The sequence below is a fragment of the Poseidonocella pacifica genome (genome assembly GCF_900111875.1).
GTDB classification, from domain to species: Bacteria; Pseudomonadota; Alphaproteobacteria; order Rhodobacterales; family Rhodobacteraceae; genus Poseidonocella; species Poseidonocella pacifica.
In genome coordinates this window covers 596,483-612,577 of the sequence record NZ_FOJU01000001.1, presented here as the reverse complement: position 1 = coordinate 612,577, position 16,095 = coordinate 596,483, and the positions used below count along the sequence as shown (strand labels likewise).

14 protein-coding genes are annotated in these 16,095 nt (G+C 59.9%); 4 read left to right on the top strand and 10 right to left on the bottom strand.

Features of this window, described 5'->3' with window-relative positions; all coding sequences use genetic code 11:
- Positions 1-9 precede the first annotated feature (9 nt).
- From glgB to dctP, 6 genes are all read right to left on the bottom strand, one after another.
- On the bottom strand, positions 10-2,217 hold the full coding sequence (glgB, locus tag BM234_RS02920; RefSeq protein ID WP_092060437.1) for a 1,4-alpha-glucan branching protein GlgB: 2,208 nt from the start codon (positions 2,215-2,217) through the stop codon (positions 10-12).
- A gap of 67 nt (positions 2,218-2,284) precedes the next feature.
- Positions 2,285-4,696, bottom strand: a complete 2,412-nt coding sequence (locus BM234_RS02915) for a glycogen/starch/alpha-glucan phosphorylase (RefSeq protein ID WP_092060435.1) — start codon at positions 4,694-4,696, stop codon at positions 2,285-2,287.
- A 233-nt stretch (positions 4,697-4,929) separates the two neighbouring features.
- Positions 4,930-5,646 carry an RlmE family RNA methyltransferase gene (locus BM234_RS02910; protein ID WP_092061326.1) on the bottom strand — a complete coding sequence of 239 codons (717 nt, stop codon included), beginning with the start codon at positions 5,644-5,646 and terminating at the stop codon, positions 4,930-4,932.
- Between the two features lie 109 nt (positions 5,647-5,755).
- On the bottom strand, positions 5,756-7,111 hold the full coding sequence (locus tag BM234_RS02905; protein WP_092060433.1) for a TRAP transporter large permease: 1,356 nt from the start codon (positions 7,109-7,111) through the stop codon (positions 5,756-5,758).
- Between the two features lie 4 nt (positions 7,112-7,115).
- On the bottom strand, positions 7,116-8,420 hold the full coding sequence (locus BM234_RS02900; RefSeq protein ID WP_092060431.1) for a TRAP transporter small permease subunit: 1,305 nt from the start codon (positions 8,418-8,420) through the stop codon (positions 7,116-7,118).
- 92 nt (positions 8,421-8,512) lie between these two features.
- Positions 8,513-9,613, bottom strand: coding sequence for a TRAP transporter substrate-binding protein DctP (dctP, locus tag BM234_RS02895; protein ID WP_092060430.1), 1,101 nt, complete (start codon positions 9,611-9,613; stop codon positions 8,513-8,515).
- Between the two features lie 442 nt (positions 9,614-10,055).
- Here dctP and BM234_RS02890 point away from each other — a divergent pair, with 442 nt between their 5' ends.
- The 4 genes from BM234_RS02890 to aat all read left to right on the top strand — a co-directional run bounded on the left by BM234_RS02890 (position 10,056) and on the right by aat (position 13,089).
- Complete coding sequence (locus tag BM234_RS02890) at positions 10,056-10,466, top strand: hypothetical protein (RefSeq protein WP_139226760.1); 411 nt, start codon at positions 10,056-10,058, stop codon at positions 10,464-10,466.
- A gap of 116 nt (positions 10,467-10,582) precedes the next feature.
- On the top strand, positions 10,583-11,077 hold the full coding sequence (gene accB / locus BM234_RS02885) for an acetyl-CoA carboxylase biotin carboxyl carrier protein (protein ID WP_092060426.1): 495 nt from the start codon (positions 10,583-10,585) through the stop codon (positions 11,075-11,077).
- Positions 11,078-11,084: 7 nt separating this feature from the next.
- Entirely contained in the window at positions 11,085-12,431 is a 1,347-nt protein-coding gene (gene accC / locus BM234_RS02880; RefSeq protein WP_092060424.1) for an acetyl-CoA carboxylase biotin carboxylase subunit, read from the top strand.
- Between the two features lie 10 nt (positions 12,432-12,441).
- On the top strand, positions 12,442-13,089 hold the full coding sequence (gene aat / locus BM234_RS02875) for a leucyl/phenylalanyl-tRNA--protein transferase (protein WP_092060422.1): 648 nt from the start codon (positions 12,442-12,444) through the stop codon (positions 13,087-13,089).
- Here aat and BM234_RS02870 read toward each other — a convergent pair.
- The 4 genes from BM234_RS02870 to BM234_RS02855 all read right to left on the bottom strand — a co-directional run bounded on the left by BM234_RS02870 (position 13,047) and on the right by BM234_RS02855 (position 15,990).
- A complete protein-coding gene (locus BM234_RS02870) occupies positions 13,047-13,463 on the bottom strand; it encodes a DUF2155 domain-containing protein (protein WP_092060420.1) in 417 nt (138 codons plus the stop codon). The genes aat and BM234_RS02870 overlap by 43 nt on opposite strands.
- A gap of 9 nt (positions 13,464-13,472) precedes the next feature.
- The gene (locus BM234_RS02865; protein WP_092060418.1) at positions 13,473-13,856 is read right to left on the bottom strand and encodes an NADH:ubiquinone oxidoreductase subunit NDUFA12; all 384 of its coding nucleotides are present in this window, start codon (positions 13,854-13,856) and stop codon (positions 13,473-13,475) included.
- 116 nt (positions 13,857-13,972) lie between these two features.
- Positions 13,973-15,235, bottom strand: coding sequence for an ATP-dependent Clp protease ATP-binding subunit ClpX (gene clpX, locus BM234_RS02860; RefSeq protein WP_092060416.1), 1,263 nt, complete (start codon positions 15,233-15,235; stop codon positions 13,973-13,975).
- A 122-nt stretch (positions 15,236-15,357) separates the two neighbouring features.
- Positions 15,358-15,990 (bottom strand): ATP-dependent Clp protease proteolytic subunit, encoded by a 633-nt coding sequence (locus tag BM234_RS02855; protein WP_092060414.1) that lies wholly within the window; start codon positions 15,988-15,990, stop codon positions 15,358-15,360.
- Positions 15,991-16,095 lie beyond the last annotated feature (105 nt).

Below are 16,095 nucleotides of genomic sequence, written 5' to 3'. Positions count from 1 at the left end.
GCACAGGGGTCAGCTTCCCTCATAGCGTAGATAGACCGCCGACAGCGGCGGAATGACGACCTTTGCCCGTGCGGGCATGCCATGACTTTCGCCGGCTACGGCGGTCACGCCGCCCATATTGCCGCGATTGCCGCCGCCATATATCCCCGCATCGGTGTTGAGCACCTCCGCCCATTTCCCCTCAAACGGCAGGCCGATCTGATACGCGGGCTGCTCCATGGGTGTGAAATTGCACAAGACAGCGATCTGCGCATCCTCGGGACCGCCGCGCCGCAACCAAGCAAAGACGGAGCGCTCCGAGTCGCCGCCTTCGATCCAGCGGAACCCGTCCTCCTGCGCGTCCTTGTAGTGAAGCGCAGGTTCCCCGCGGTAGAGCGTGTTCAGATCCCGCACCAAACGCTGCATTCCCTCGTGCGCGGGATCCTGCAACAGGTGCCAAGGCAATTCCTCGTCATGGTTCCATTCCGAGGGCTGGGCAAATTCCTGCCCCATGAAGAGCAGCTTCTTGCCCGGATGCCCCCACATGAACCCATAATAGGTTCGCATATTGGCAAACCGCTCCCACTCGTTTCCCGGCATCCGGCTCAGGAGCGATCCCTTGCCGTGCACGACCTCGTCATGGCTGATCGGCAGGATGAAATTTTCCGAGAACGCATAGTGAAGGCCAAAGGTCATCTGGTTGTGGTGGTACTTCCGGTGGATCGGGTCCTTCTTGATGTACTCCAGCGTGTCGTTCATCCAGCCCATGTTCCACTTGTAGCCAAACCCAAGTCCACCCTCGTGGACCGGCGCGGAAACCTTGGGATAGGAGGTGCTTTCCTCGGCAATGGTCATGATGCCCGGATTCTCGGAGTAGGTTTCCGTGTTTACCCGTTGCAGCAGGGAAATCGCCTCATAATTCTCCCGGCCTCCGTCCTTGTTGGGGACCCACTGACCATCTTCGCGGGAGTAATCGCGGTATAGCATCGAGGCCACCGCATCCACGCGAAGCCCGTCCACGTGATACTCTTCAAGCCAATAAAGCGCGTTGGCAGCGAGGTAATTCTGCACCTCGGTCCGACCGTAGTTATAGATGAAGGTGTTCCAGTCGTTGTGGAACCCCTCGCGCGGGTCGGAATGCTCATAGAGAGACGTGCCATCAAACCGACCAAGCCCGTGCGGGTCGGTTGGGAAATGCCCCGGAACCCAGTCGAGGATGATGCCGAGCCCCTTGGCATGGGCCGCATCTACGAGGTCGCGGAACTCATGCGGTGGGCCAAAGCGGACCGTGGGCGCGAACATGCCCACCGGCTGATACCCCCAAGAGCCATCAAAGGGGAACTCGCTGATCGGCATCAACTCAAGATGGGTGAATCCCATGTCGACGGCATAATCCACCAGTTCCTGCGCCGCCTCCACATAGGAAATCGGGCGCCCGCCCTCTTTCCGCCGCCAGCTTCCAAGATGCACCTCATAAACGGAAATCGCGGAGGTTCGGGCCTGTCGCGCTTCTCGTTCCGACATCCATTGGCCATCGTCCCAGCCATAGCCCCGCAGATCGCGCACGACGGAGGCGTTTGCAGGCGGATGCTGACTGCCGAATCCGACGGGATCAGCCTTGAGCGGTTGCAGCACCCCGTCCTTGCCGATGATCTCGTATTTATAGGCCGCGCCTTCCAGCACACCGGGCAGGAATATCTCCCATATTCCCGTTGCGCCTCGGCGCCGCATCACATGCTGCCGCCCGTTCCAGAAGTTGAAATCCCCGACGACGGAAACCCGCTGAGCATTCGGCGCCCAAACGGCAAAATGCGTGCCCATGACACCTTCATGCTCTCGCACGTGGGCACCCAGCACTTCCCACAGCCGCTTGTGCCGCCCCTCGCCCAACAGATACTCGTCGAAATCTGTGAAAATCGGCCCGAACCGATAGGGGTCTTCAAGTTCCCACTCCGCGCCATTCTCCGCGCGGGCCGCGAACCGATAGGCCTCATCCCCGGGAACCGGGCCCCAGAACAGCCCCTCATGACCCGTCACTGCGCTGAGCGGATGGCGGCTATCGCCCACCAGCGCGGTGACCTGCGTGGCCCCCGGCTGAAAGGTCAATACATGCCGGGTCCCGCTGACCTGATGGGGTCCGAGAATTCGGAAGGGATCGTCATGCCGTCCCTCGCGAATACGGGTCAGGTCGGTTTGGGAAACCGGAAGGCGGGCGGGATCTGCGTTCGCTTTGTCCATGAGCCAAGACTAAAGCCGCCCCGGCCACTTGCAAGGGGATCGCGCACACCCGCCCGAAGTTCTCTGATCACAGGAGCGACTTCGCCCCCCAGATTTGTGACATGTAGTCGCCAATCGTCCGGTCAGAGGAGAACCAGCCAGAGCGCGCCGTGTTGTACGCGGCCATGCGGGCCCATGCATCCCGGTCGCGATAGGCGGCGGAAACCTCCGCCTGTTTCGCGTGATAACTGGCGAAATCAGATGCTACGAGGAAGTAATCCGGGCCGGAGACGTTCTCAACCACACCGCGATAACGATCCGGCTCGCCCGCGCTGAACCGCCCCGAACGAACCGCTTCAAGCGCCCGGCCAAGCGCGGGACACTCCGCAATGGCGCGGCCCGCGTGGCCATCAATCTCACGCCGTGCAACGACTTCCTGAGCCGTCATGCCGAAGAGGAAGAAATTCTCCGCCCCCACGTGTTCGCGAATCTCCACGTTCGCGCCGTCGAGCGTGCCGATGGTCAGCGCGCCGTTCAGCGCGAGCTTCATGTTGCCCGTGCCGGACGCCTCCTTGCCCGCCGTGGAGATCTGTTCCGACAAGTCGGACGCGGGAATGATGCGTTCGGCCAGTGAGACGTTGTAATTCGGCAGAAAGACCACCTGCAGATACTCGCGCGTCACCTTGTCTGCATTAAGAACCGCCGCTACGTCATTGATCAGGTGAATGATTTCCTTGGCAAAGACATACCCGGGCGCAGCCTTGCCTGCAAAGATCCGCACTCTCGGGGTCCAGTCGCCATTCGGATTGTCGTGGATCGCCTGCCAATCCGCGATGGTTTGCAGGATGGCAAGATGCTGGCGCTTGTATTCGTGGATGCGTTTGATCTGGGCGTCGAACATCGCGTCCGGATCGACGTTGAGGTTGAACTCTTCGTTCAGCCAGTTGCCAAAGACCGTCTTGTTCTCCCGTTTGGCCGCCGCGTATTTCTCGATGAAACCTGCACCCCCGATCATCGGCTCAAGGCGTGACAACTGTTCAAGGTCGCGCACCCAGCCGGTCCCGATCGTCTCGGTCAGCAGGTCAGAAAGCGCGCCGTTACAGGATTTCAGCCAGCGGCGCGGCGTGACGCCGTTGGTCTGATTGATAATGCGCTCGGGATGCAGCCGGTGAAGGTCCGAAAAGACCGTTTCCTTCATCAATTCCGTATGTAGCGCGGAGACGCCATTCACGTGGTGCGCCATCAAAAAGGACAGCTCGCCCATACGCACCGTGCCGTGGTCAAGAATCCGAGAGGCTCGGTCTGGGTATTGAGCCGCGTGATCCTCATCGATCCGGCGAATAATTTCCATATGCCGAGGCAGCAGATGCGCGAAGAGCCCCTCGCCCCAAGCCTCCAACGCCTCGGGAAGCAGGGTGTGGTTGGTGTAGGACAGGCAACCGCGCGCAAGCCGGACCGCTTCGTGGAATTCTACGCCACGCTCATCATGGAGCAGTCGGACAAGCTCCGGCCCGGCGATGGCGGGATGCGTATCATTGAGCTGGATCGCAACCTTCTGCGGCAACAGAGCCAGATCATCATGCTCGCTGTCGAACCGGCGCAGAATGTCCCGCAGGCTGGCAGCCGTGAAGAAAAACTCCTGCTTCAGGCGAAGTGTCTTGCCCTCATCGGTCGTATCGTCGGGATAGAGAACCCGCGAGATCGTCCGGGCAAGCGCTTCTGGTTCCGCCGCGCCATAGAAATCGCCATGGTTGAAGCGTCCGAGATCAAAGGGATGCACCGCCTTGGCGGACCACAGGCGCAACGTATTGGCCCATTTGCCTTCCCAGCCGATGATCGGCGTGTCGTAGGCTTCGGCTTCGACTACCTCCGCAGGATGCCAGATTGCCCGTCCGTCCACGTGTTCGACGTGACCGCCAAAGCCAAGGCGAAACCGTGCCTCAGGGCGCTCGAATTCCCAAGGGTGCTGCTGTGACAGCCAATGCTCCGGGCGCTCGACCTGACGGCCATCTTCAAAGCTTTGACGGAACAGGCCGTGCTCATAGCGAATACCATAACCCATGGCCGGGCAGCCGAGCGTGCTGAGGGATTCAAGGAAACAGGCCGCAAGACGCCCAAGGCCGCCATTGCCAAGCGCCGCATCGGGCTCGTCGCAGACCACCTCCATCAGGTTGAGACCCTGCGCCTTGAGCGCGGCCTCGGCAGCATCGGCAAGCCCAAGGTTGACCAGCGCGTCTTCAAGCAGCCGCCCGATCAGGAATTCCATGGAGAGGTAGTAGACGCGCTTGGCGCCTTCTGCGTAGGTTTTGCGGGTGGCCGCGAACCATGCATCGGTGATCCGGTCACGTACAGCGTAGGAAAGCGCCATGCGCCAGTCATACCGTGTCGCGTGGGCAGCGTCCTTGCCCAGCGTATAGGTCAGGTGAGATTGAACTGCCGCGCCGAGGGCTTCGGCGTCGATCGGCTCACCACCGTTGAAGTGCCGGAATTCTGTCGTCATGTCTGCGCCACCAATATCAAAAGTTGCAAGTTTATGAGCCAGCCGTGGGCGCGGCGCAAGCTCCTCCCACGGAGCCGCTTCCCGGCGGGCGATGTGCGAGAACCTACGCCTGGCGCGGCCTAAATCAAAGACTTTCCGCGATTTGGCCCTGCAAGCAAAAGGATAGGTCCAGAAGCCGGGAGCAGGAAAATGACGTCAACCGGCACGCTCGTGCCAGCGCAATCCCTTGAATGCTAGCCGCGAAAACCGGTCGCCACGACGAATTTTTCCGATGAATCCGCGCGGCTTGCCGGAGGTTTCACGTTGGCGACCTTGGTGAATTTCTGCTTGAGGAGCTTTTGCAGATCCCCCTCGGCGCCCCCTGCAAGCACCTTGGCGACGAAGGTGCCGCCCTCTTCGAGAACATCGAACGCGAAATATGCGGCCGCCTCGCAAAGTGACATGATCCGCAAATGGTCCGTCTGTTTGTGCCCGGAGGATGCCGCGGCCATATCCGACATGACCACATCCGCCGAGCCGCCGAGCCACCCTTTTACGGTTTCGTCCGCGCCCTCATCGAGGAAATCGAGCTGATGGATCTCTGCGCCCGCCACCGGATCGACTTCTTGGATATCTACCCCGAGCACCCGGCCCTGTGCCCTGCCCTGTCGATCTCCAACCGCATTGACCCGCGCAACCGCGACCTGGCACCAACCGCCCGGCGCACAGCCCAGATCGACGACCCGCGCACCCGGCACGAGAAAGCGAAACTTGTCGTCGAGTTCCATGATTTTGAACGCTGCACGCCCGCGATACCCTTCGGCCTGCGCACGCTTCACGTATGGGTCATTGAGTTGACGCTGCAGCCAACGGGTCGAGGAAAGCCGCCGACCACGGGCTGTCTTGACCTTGACCGTCAGGTCGCGTTGCCCGCGTCCCGAAGTGTTTTTGCCGCTGGGGGTCTTCGCCATGCCGAACCTCTCATCCCGGGCCCGCGCGGGCCCGGGGCGGGCATAGCGCATCCGGCCTCCATGAGCAATTGCGCCGCGCAAGGACCCTGCCCCGCGCGGCGCGAATGGCTTAGCCGTAGACCAGCCTCGGTAGCCAGGTGATGATCTCGGGGAACTTCATGCACAGCACCAACCCGATGATCTGGATGGCGAGGAACGGAAGCGCCGATTTGAAGATATCCGTCATCGGGATCCAATCGGGCGCGACACCGCGCAGATAGAAGAGCGCATAGCCGAATGGCGGGCTCAAAAAGCTCATCTGCATGTTCACGAGGTAGAGCACCCCGAACCACAGCACGAGATCGTTGGGATCCTCGAAGCCGAATGCCTGTGCCCCAAGCGCCTTGATGATCGGTACAAAGATCGGAACGCAGAGTAGCAGGATGCCGACCCAGTCAAGGAACATGCCCAGCACCACGAGCAGGATCTGCATCACGATCAGAATACCCCATGGTCCGAGACCCGCACCCTGCATGGTTTCCTGCACGAACTGTTGGCCGCCTTCGAGCACGTAGAGGCCGACGAAGATGGTCGCGCCGAACATGATCCAGATGACCATCGCCGAAGCCTTGAGCGTTGTGATCGACGCATCGCGCACCGTCTGCCAGTTGAGCTTGCGGTGGATGGCCGCCACGATGAAGGCGCCGAAGGTGCCGATACCGGCCGCTTCCACCGGAGTTGCCACGCCGGAGAAGATCACGCCGAGCACCACGACGATAAGCGCGATCGGTGCGGACATCTGGCCCAAAAGCTTGAACTTCTCTTTTGTGCTGATGCGCTCTTCCAGCGGGATCGGAGGCCCGAGTTGAGGGTTGATGTAGCACCGCACCGTTACATAGGCGATATAGAGACCAGAGAGCATGAGGCCCGGAATAACCGCGCCGATGAACAGCTCCCCCACCGACTGCTCGGCCACGACCGCATAGATGATGGCGAGGATCGACGGCGGGATCAGGATGCCCAGCGTACCGCCCGCCATGATGGAACCCATCGCGATCTTGGGATCGTACTGTCGCTTCAGCATCGCGGGAAGCGCGATGATCCCCATGGTGACAACCGCCGCGCCGATGACCCCGACCATCGCCGCGAGGATCGTGGAGGCGATGATCGTCGCCGAGGCTAGCCCACCTTTGACGCCGCCGAGCACCTTGTAGATGACGTCGAACATCTCATTGATCAGCCCCGCCTTTTCGAGCATCGCCGCCATGAAGATGAACAACGGAATGGCCGAAAGCTGATAGTTCGTCATCAGCGGGAAGATACGTGAAGGCACGATGTTGAGCGCGCGGGAATCTCCCAGAACAAAGAGAAACACGATGGCCAGCCCGCCCGTGACGAAGGCAAGCGGCAGCCCCGCCATCAGCAGCACCAGAAGGCTGCCGAACATGATGAGTGTCAGCCACTCGATACCGATTTCAAGACCCATCTGCTCAGGCCCCCCTTGCGATGGTTCGGATGTCCTTGGAAAGCTTCGAGACGCCCTGCAGCACCAGAAGCAGCCCCCCCACGACCATCATCCATTTCATTGGCCAGAGCGGCACTTCCCATTCGTTGAAGGAAATTTCACCCCAGCGGATCCGCGGATCTGTCAGTTGACCGAGGTCGAACCTCGCCAGCATTTCATCCAGCGGCATTTCTCCGCGCGCCCATTGCGACAACACACCGTTGCCCGTGGGCACGGCGATGGCATCCATCGCAAAGATCCAGCTTGTGGCAAGCAAGGTCCCCGCGAAGATGAAGAAGAAGATCGACGTGAAGAGATCGACCCATGCCTTTCGCGGCTTGCTCAGCGGCGCATAAAAGATGTCCACCCGCACATGGCTCTCGGTGAGCATCGCGTAGGACCCGGCGATCAGGTACTGCATGCCGAACATCAGATACATCGCCTCGTGTGCCCAGTTCGTCGGCGAGTTGAAGACATAGCGCGCGAGAACCTCGTAGTAGTAGACGAAGACGGCGATGACCGCCCAGTAGCTGACGAATTCGCCGCAAAAGAGCGAAAGCCGGTCGATCCAGTTCTTGGCATAGTCGCTGTCGTGGCGGACCTCTTCGGCCTCCACGGCCTCGATCATGGCGGTGTCGTCGCCAAGCTCATAGTCAAGCTCGCGGTTGGCGCGGCTCACCAATCCCGGCAGCAACAGCGCATCCACCGCCATCATGAGCAACAGTAGGTAAAACGAATACCGCGCGGCCTTGGACCAGAAAGCCCGGTCAGCGCTGGCCGCCGCAGCGACAGGCTGAGCCTCGGCCAGGTCTATCCGGGAGCGTTCGAGCCGCTCTTGGGCATTTGCGATCTGTTCCTCCGCGCGCTCCACCTGCCGTTCCATGCGGCGTTGGGCGAAACTGCCCTCTTCGGCGGCTTCTGCTTCGGTGCGAAGTCCGGGCAATGCGGCGGTAGCTTCGGCAAGGCGCGGCTCTTCACGCTCGATCGTCCGTTCGGCCACCCGCACGAGGTTGCTTGCATCCGACATCTGCGACCGCGCGTCCCGCGAATAGCCATTGGCCAGAAGGATGAGGATGAAGATCGGGATGAACACCAGCCCCAACAGGTTCTTGAGGTAGAAGCGATGCAACCCGAGCATCCCGCCGGTGACGAGGATAAGATAGCCCAGCGGGAGCGAATAACGCCTCTTTTCGGGCAAAGGACGGCGCGCGAGCGCCATCGCCACGAGCGGAAAGACGATGAGCCCCACAAGATAAAGCCAGTGCGGCAGCGTAAAATCGAGACTTGGCATGGAAGGACCTTGGCTAGGATAAACCCGGTCGGGGTATGAAAAGGTCCGCGCGAAACTCCGCACGGACCCGGATTTGATCAGATCTCAGAACGTCAAAGATCGAGTTCCATGCCGTCGACCAGCGCCGGATCGACGTAGCCGAGCGACCCCGAAAGCATGTAGTCGAGCTGGATCTTGAAGACGCGCGCGGCATTTGGATCGCGGTTGGCGTACTTGTACCAGATCGGCACGGCCACCTCGGTCATCAATTCCACGTCGTCCTGGCTGAGGCGAGTCACCTCGGTTCCGTCATCCTCGAACTTCTGCCAGGCTTCCTGGTCGGCCTTCTGGATCGCGGCGTGATGCATGTCGGAATAGACGTGAGTTTCCATTTCGACGAACTGCTGCATCTGCGGGCTGAGCGCATCCCACGAGGATTGGCCCACGGTGATGTCCATGATGTCGACCGGCTGGTACAGCGACATGAAGCCCGGAGGGCCCATCACGATATACTTGGTTACCTGGCTGAACCCGAGCGCATAGTTCACGGCGGGGCCCACATAGTCGGCAACGTCGATCGTGCCCTTTTCCAATGCGGGGAAAATCTCTGATCCCGGAAGAACGGTGGTTTCCGCGCCGATCTCATTGAAGATTTCCGCGACCATGCCGCCGGGCATGCGCATCTTGCGGCCCGCGAAGTCGTCGATCGAGCGGATCGGCACCTTGGAGTGAATGATGTTCGGGCCGTGGTGCACGGGACCAACAAAATGCATACCTTGGGCGGTATAGAGCTCGCGCGCGATATCGATGCCGCCGAGCCCATAGTAGAACACGTCGAATTCATGCGGGTTGCGCAACCCAAGCGGGAAAGACGTCAGGAACGTCGCCGCCGGAATAATGCCTTGGGCGTAGATGGTGAACGGATTCACCGCGTCGAGCACGCCGTTTTTCACCGCGTCGTATAGCTGGAAATCGCCGACAACATCATTGGCGCCGAACGGCTGGAACGCGAGTTCACCGCCGGTCTTTTCCTCGATGGAGGCGCACCACTCCTTGAAGATCTGAAGCCCTGCGCCGCCCGGCCAGGATGTCTGGATCTTCCAGGTTGTCGTCTGGCCCTGCGCCGTGGCGATGGCGGGGGCAGCAAGCCCGGCCGCGGTTGCCCCCGCAAGGGTCCGCAACGCGGAGCGCCGGCTGGTCAAAAGTCTATTCATTTTTTTATTCCTCCCTGTCCGGAGCCCGAGAGCTCCCTCTCCCGAGACGGTACGGCATGGATCCGCCACCGTTCCCAAGCCCAGTAATTGGTAAGAACCTTTGCCCAATACGTAAAGGGAAATTCAGATGTTTGCGCAAACACCAGACTACCCCCCTTGATTCGTTGCAGCCGAATACAGGTCGCAGGGTTGGGTGCGGGGGAAACCTTTCGCACACGCCCCGCGACGGAAGTTCACCTCAATTTAGCTAAAACTCGCTGAACTCAAACCGAAATGGCCACATTTTTCGCCTAATTTCAGCGTCTTGCCAAGCGGCCCTGCGGTGATGTTCCGTTAACCAACCCCTGCGGTACGGCGGCACGATTGGGAGTGGCTTAACGCGCGTTAACACCTCTGCGTCATCCTTTGAGGTGTGGATCGCAAATCACTTGGGATCGAGATCATGTTGTTACCTTCACTGCCCGCAGGCGCTCTGCCTGCCACGACTGACACTGCATCGCAGCCTCGGGGGGCGCAAACCTCCCGTCCGCCCGACACGGTAGTGGCGCAAGTCGCAAAGACGGAAGCTGAAACCAACTCTCGTCAAGCCACCGAAAAACCAAGCGCACCGCCGACCGAGCTTCAGATGAAGATCAATGAGCTGCTGTCCGAACGCGCCGAGGAGATTGAAGACCAGCAACCCGCCGAGCACACCCCCGAGCCGGAGGCGGCAAACGCGGTCGGTAGCGGGGGGGAAGTGCCGGAGGAGGGATTGGTAAAATCCACCCCCAAGACCCCCTACGACCAACAGGATCCTGCTGCCACGAGCGCCGGAAACCCTGAAGCGCAGAAGCGCGAACTCGGGCGCCTGTGAATTTTGTCCTGCGGCGGGGACAAAAACAGGATGCTTCGAGTGCTTCCAACTGCCGCAACCTTCGCCTATAAGCCCCAAATCATGGAACAACGCCGTAGAAACGGGGATGAGCACCAATGGCTGAATCAAGTCGTGAGGCGGACGTCGCCTTCATCGAGGCACTTGCAGAACTGCTGAATGCGAAAGACCTTGCCGAGCTTCAGGTCAAACGGGAATACGGGGAAAACGATGCCCTGAACGTGCGGGTCAGCAAGAACGCGCCGGCACCCGCCCCGGCTGCCTATGCGCCCCCGCCCGCCCCTGCCGCTCCAGCCGCGCCCGCGCCTGCTTCCGGCTCCTCAGATGCCGCGGCCAGCACCGATGATCCCGCCAGCCACCCTGGCGCTGTGACCTCGCCGATGGTCGGCACGGTTTACCTGCAGGCCGAACCCGGAACCCCGGCCTTCATCAGCGTCGGTACCGCGGTGAAGGAGGGTGACACGCTTCTTATCGTCGAGGCGATGAAAACGATGAACCATATCCCCGCACCGCGCGCGGGCACCGTGAAGCGTATCCTTGTCGAGGACGGCGCCGCGGTGGAATATGGCGCGCCCCTCGCGATCATCGAGTGAGGTCCGCATGTTCGACAAGATCCTGATCGCCAACAGAGGTGAAATCGCGCTTCGCGTCGTGCGCGCGGCCCGGGAAATGGGCATCCGCTCCGTCGCGGTCCATTCAACGGCGGACGCCGATGCGATGCACGTTCGGATGGCCGATGAATCCGTCTGTATAGGCCCCCCGCCCGGCACCGACAGCTATCTCTCCGTGCCCGCCATCATCGCTGCGTGCGAGGTCACCGGCGCCCAAGCGATCCACCCCGGCTATGGTTTCCTGTCGGAGAACGCCAATTTCGTGCAAGTCGTCGAAGACCACGGCATCACGTTCATTGGCCCCTCTGCCGAGCATATCCGCATCATGGGCGACAAGATCACCGCCAAGGACACCATGAAGGACCTCGGCGTGCCTTGTGTTCCGGGTTCCGTGGGCGGTGTACCCACGGCAGAGGCCGCAAAGGCGCTCTGTGCCGAGATCGGTTATCCTGTGATCGTGAAGGCAACGGCAGGCGGCGGTGGCCGCGGCATGAAGGTCGCGCGGAACGAGACAGAGATTCAGCGCGCCTTTTCGACGGCACGCACTGAAGCAAAGGCCGCCTTCGGCAACGACGAAGTCTATATCGAGAAGTATCTCACCACGCCGCGCCACATCGAAATTCAGGTGTTCGGCGACGGCAAAGGCAATGCTGTGCATCTGGGCGAGCGTGACTGCTCCTTGCAACGGCGCCACCAGAAAGTCTTCGAGGAAGCCCCGGGCCCTTGTATCACCCAAGAAGAGCGTGATCGGATCGGCGCGATCTGTGCGGATGCCGTGGCGCGGATCAAGTACTCCGGCGCGGGCACCATCGAGTTTCTCTACGAGAACGGTGAGTTCTATTTCATCGAGATGAACACGCGCCTTCAAGTTGAGCATCCCGTGACAGAGGCGATCTTTGGTGTTGATCTTGTCCGCGAACAGATCCGCGTGGCGGGCGGCTTCCCGCTTTCGTTCACGCAGGACGATCTGAAGATCAACGGCCATGCAATCGAGGTGCGGATCAACGCGGAGAAGTTACCCAACTTCTCACCTTCTCCGGGACGAATTTCACAATACCACGTTCCCGGCGGTCTGGGCGTGCGGATGGATTCCGCACTTTATGACGGCTACAAGATCCCACCCTACTACGACAGCCTGATCGGCAAGCTCATCGTCCACGGTCGCGACCGTCCCGAAGCACTCGCCCGTTTGCGGCGCGCCTTGGGGGAGTTGATCGTGGATGGGGTGGACACGACCGTGCCGCTCTTCCACGCCCTATTGGAAGAAGACGATATCCAGCAGGGAAATTACAACATCCACTGGCTTGAAGGGTGGTTGGAAAAGAGCTTCGGCTAGGCCGGATTGCATGAGCGTTCTCACGCCAGAACTGCTTCTACGCGCCTATCGCTGTGGCATCTTTCCCATGGCGGAACATCGGGACGACCCGGAGATTTTCTGGGTCGACCCCAAGCGGCGCGGCATCCTGCCGCTCGACGGTTTCCACATTTCCCGCTCCCTCGCCCGGTTCCTCCGCACAACGGATCTCTCCGTGAGCTTGAACCGGGATTTTCGAGGTGTGGTGGAAGGCTGCGCAGACCGCGAGGAAACCTGGATCAACGAACAGATTTTCGGCCATTATCTCACGCTGCACGAGCTCGGCCATGCCCATTCCCTAGAGGTCCGCGGCAATGATGGTGCGCTGCTTGGTGGGGTCTATGGAGTGTCTCTTGGTGGCGGTTTTTTCGGCGAAAGTATGTTTTCCAGGGTCACCAACGCCTCGAAAATGGCGCTCGCCTATTTGACTACGCATTTGGACAACTGCGGCTATACCTTGTTTGATACGCAGTTCATCACACCCCATCTCGCCTCATTGGGCGGTCAGGAAATCCCTCGGGCGCAATACTTGATCAAACTGGAAGAGGCACTAGAGCAGGACGCCGATATTCATCAGCACCCCCTGCCATCTGTCGATCAAGTGCTGCAGCGCAGGACCCAGAGATCGAAGCGTGGATGATCAAAGGCGTTGAGCGCGGGGGATGACGCAATCATCCAACCTGTGAACAATAGACCTTCTCCATCGCGGCCTTGAATGGAAATACGCGCAAAGGCATCCCCCGCCGGATTACCGACGGGATAACGACATTCTTCGAGCGTGACTTGCAAATACCCAAGGCGAACCGTCTCTCCGACAACGAGCCGAAGATCCTGAGTTGACGCGCTGATCTTGTCGAGCCCCCGCAAAACGGCACCGGAGCCCGCCTCTACAGCAGCCTCCGTCTGTGCCAGCAGGGTGGTCGGAAGCGCCAAGGCAACGGCGGCAGAACATATCGCCGCCCGCAGGAACTTTACCGGCTTCGTCGCGAGCAGGTGACGAAAGGAAAAACGCATTCTAGGGCCCTATTCCGGCGTCCATGCCTCATAGTCGCGGCGCTCGATCGGGTTGGGTCGACGCAGAGACCCCGCCGGCGCATAGGCAAGTGCCGTGCCGGTCAGGTTCTCCTGATGCTGCTTCTCCCACGACTTATGCAACAGGGGCTGGTCCGTCGGTGTGTCATCCCAAGTGCGATGCATCCACCCGTGCCACTCTGGTGAGATCCGGCTTGCTTCTGCTTCACCGTTGAAAATGACCCACCGCCTGCTGTCGTCCGCATTGCGATAGAAAAGGTTGCCCTGATCGTCTTCGCCGACCTTGACACCCTTGCGCCACGTAAAAAGCTGGGTGTTGAGGGTCTGGCCATTCCACCAGGTCACCGCTCGCAACAGGGTATTCAGAATGCCCATAGCAACCTCCGCATTTCCTAGGTTCGGTATCGCGCATTGCCCCGCAAAGGTCCAGCGGTAAGCAAAATGAAAAAGGGCGGACCAGTGGCCCGCCCCATCATCCGTTTGCAAATGGCCTAGCCGGCCGAAGCAGATTCCTTGGTGTCTCCGTGGATGAGGAGTGGCGACGCTTCTGTCATAACCGCATCTTCGTTCACGACGACTTCGGTAACACTGTCCATGCCTGGCAACTCGAACATCGTATCGAGAAGGATATCCTCCAGGATCGATCGGAGCCCCCGCGCGCCCGTCTTGCGTTCGATAGCGCGTTTCGCGATCGACTGCAGCGCATCGTCAGTAAAGGTCAGCACCGTGTCTTCAAGCTCAAAGAGTCGCTGATATTGCTTCACGAGAGCGTTCTTCGGCTCGGTCAGGATGGTGACAAGTGCTTCCTCATCAAGATCCTCAAGCGTTGCGATCACCGGAAGACGCCCGACGAATTCGGGGATCAGCCCGAACTTGAGAAGGTCCTCCGGCTCCAGATCGGTAAAGATCTCGCCGATACCCCGTGCATCCACGTCCCGCACATCAGCGCCAAAGCCCATTGCAGAGCCCTTGCCCCGTTGTGCGATAACCTTGTCGAGCCCTGCGAATGCACCGCCACAGACAAAGAGGATGTTGGTTGTGTCCACCTGCAGGAACTCCTGCTGCGGATGCTTGCGCCCGCCTTGTGGCGGTACGGACGCGACGGTGCCTTCCATCAGCTTGAGCAGTGCCTGCTGTACGCCCTCACCCGACACGTCACGCGTGATCGAAGGGTTCTCGGACTTGCGGGTGATCTTGTCGACCTCATCAATATAGACGATGCCGCGCTGCGCACGCTCGACATTATACTCGCTGGCCTGAAGAAGCTTGAGGATGATATTTTCGACGTCCTCGCCCACATAGCCCGCTTCGGTGAGCGTAGTCGCATCCGCCATTGTGAAGGGAACGTCGAGAATCCGGGCCAAGGTTTGCGCCAGCAGTGTCTTGCCGCAACCCGTAGGGCCGATCAGAAGGATATTGGATTTTGACAGCTCAATGTCGCTGGACTTTTGCGCATGATTGAGCCGCTTGTAGTGATTGTGCACAGCAACAGAAAGGACGCGCTTCGCCTGCTGCTGCCCAATCACGTAGTCGTCGAGAACCTGACAGATTTCTTTGGGCGTTGGCACGCCCTCACTCGCCTTAAGGCCACCGGCCTTGGTCTCTTCGCGGATGATATCCATACATAGCTCGACGCATTCGTCACAGATGAACACGGTCGGGCCCGCAATCAGCTTTCGCACCTCATGCTGGCTCTTGCCGCAAAAGCTGCAGTACAGGGTGTTCTTGCTGTCGCCGCCTGCGTTGTTCGCCATTTCAAACCTTTCATGTTCCGGTTTCGGCCCGGAACCTTGCAGTCGCCCCACTCTTTCGACCGAAGCTTATGGCAGCACAAAGGCCGCCACAATGTCAAATTCGTCACTCAAAGAGGGACGGATCAGGCTTCGCCATCGCCAGTTTTGGCGCGAGATTCGACAATCTCATCGATGAGGCCCCATTCTTTCGCATCAACAGGAGACATGAAATGGTCACGCTCCAGCGCGGTTTCCACCTTTTTAAGCGTCTGCCCGGTATGCTTCACGTAGATTTCATTCAAACGACGCTTTAGTTTAAGCGTCTCTTCCGCGTGAATCATGATGTCAGTTGCCTGACCCTGATAGCCACCGGACGGCTGATGAACCATCACACGCGAATTGGGTAGCGAGTACCGCATTCCCGGCTCACCGGCAGCGAGCAACAGCGACCCCATCGAGGCTGCCTGACCGATCACCAGCGTGCTCACTTTTGGTTTGATGTATTGCATCGTGTCATAGATCGACAGGCCCGAGGTCACGACGCCACCAGGGCTATTGATATACATCGAAATCTCTTTGGACGGATTTTCCGCCTCGAGATGAAGGAGTTGCGCCACGATCAGAGACGACATTCCGTCGTGTACCGGTCCGCTGAGAAAGATGATGCGCTCCTTCAGGAGACGCGAGAAAATGTCGTAGGCCCGTTCGCCCCGGCTGGTCTGTTCGACCACCATCGGCACCAGCGTATTCATGTAAGTTTCGTACGGATCGTTCATTATGCCCCTGCCTCGGTCAGACGGTGTTCAGTGCTAACTCTGATTTCCTAACGGAGTCTTAGTCTCCGCGGGAAACAGCCGCAAGGGGAGCAGAACGCTCCGTAC

Coding starts and splice junctions, on each gene's coding strand:
- glgB (WP_092060437.1), bottom strand. CDS start 2,217: ATGGACAAAGCGAACGCAGATCCCGCCCGCCTTCCGGTTTCCCAAACC.
- BM234_RS02915 (WP_092060435.1), bottom strand. CDS start 4,696: ATGACGACAGAATTCCGGCACTTCAACGGTGGTGAGCCGATCGACGCC.
- BM234_RS02910 (WP_092061326.1), bottom strand. CDS start 5,646: ATGGCGAAGACCCCCAGCGGCAAAAACACTTCGGGACGCGGGCAACGC.
- BM234_RS02905 (WP_092060433.1), bottom strand. CDS start 7,111: ATGGGTCTTGAAATCGGTATCGAGTGGCTGACACTCATCATGTTCGGC.
- BM234_RS02900 (WP_092060431.1), bottom strand. CDS start 8,420: ATGCCAAGTCTCGATTTTACGCTGCCGCACTGGCTTTATCTTGTGGGG.
- dctP (WP_092060430.1), bottom strand. CDS start 9,613: ATGAATAGACTTTTGACCAGCCGGCGCTCCGCGTTGCGGACCCTTGCG.
- BM234_RS02890 (WP_139226760.1), top strand. CDS start 10,056: ATGTTGTTACCTTCACTGCCCGCAGGCGCTCTGCCTGCCACGACTGAC.
- accB (WP_092060426.1), top strand. CDS start 10,583: ATGGCTGAATCAAGTCGTGAGGCGGACGTCGCCTTCATCGAGGCACTT.
- accC (WP_092060424.1), top strand. CDS start 11,085: ATGTTCGACAAGATCCTGATCGCCAACAGAGGTGAAATCGCGCTTCGC.
- aat (WP_092060422.1), top strand. CDS start 12,442: ATGAGCGTTCTCACGCCAGAACTGCTTCTACGCGCCTATCGCTGTGGC.
- BM234_RS02870 (WP_092060420.1), bottom strand. CDS start 13,463: ATGCGTTTTTCCTTTCGTCACCTGCTCGCGACGAAGCCGGTAAAGTTC.
- BM234_RS02865 (WP_092060418.1), bottom strand. CDS start 13,856: ATGGGCATTCTGAATACCCTGTTGCGAGCGGTGACCTGGTGGAATGGC.
- clpX (WP_092060416.1), bottom strand. CDS start 15,235: ATGGCGAACAACGCAGGCGGCGACAGCAAGAACACCCTGTACTGCAGC.
- BM234_RS02855 (WP_092060414.1), bottom strand. CDS start 15,990: ATGAACGATCCGTACGAAACTTACATGAATACGCTGGTGCCGATGGTG.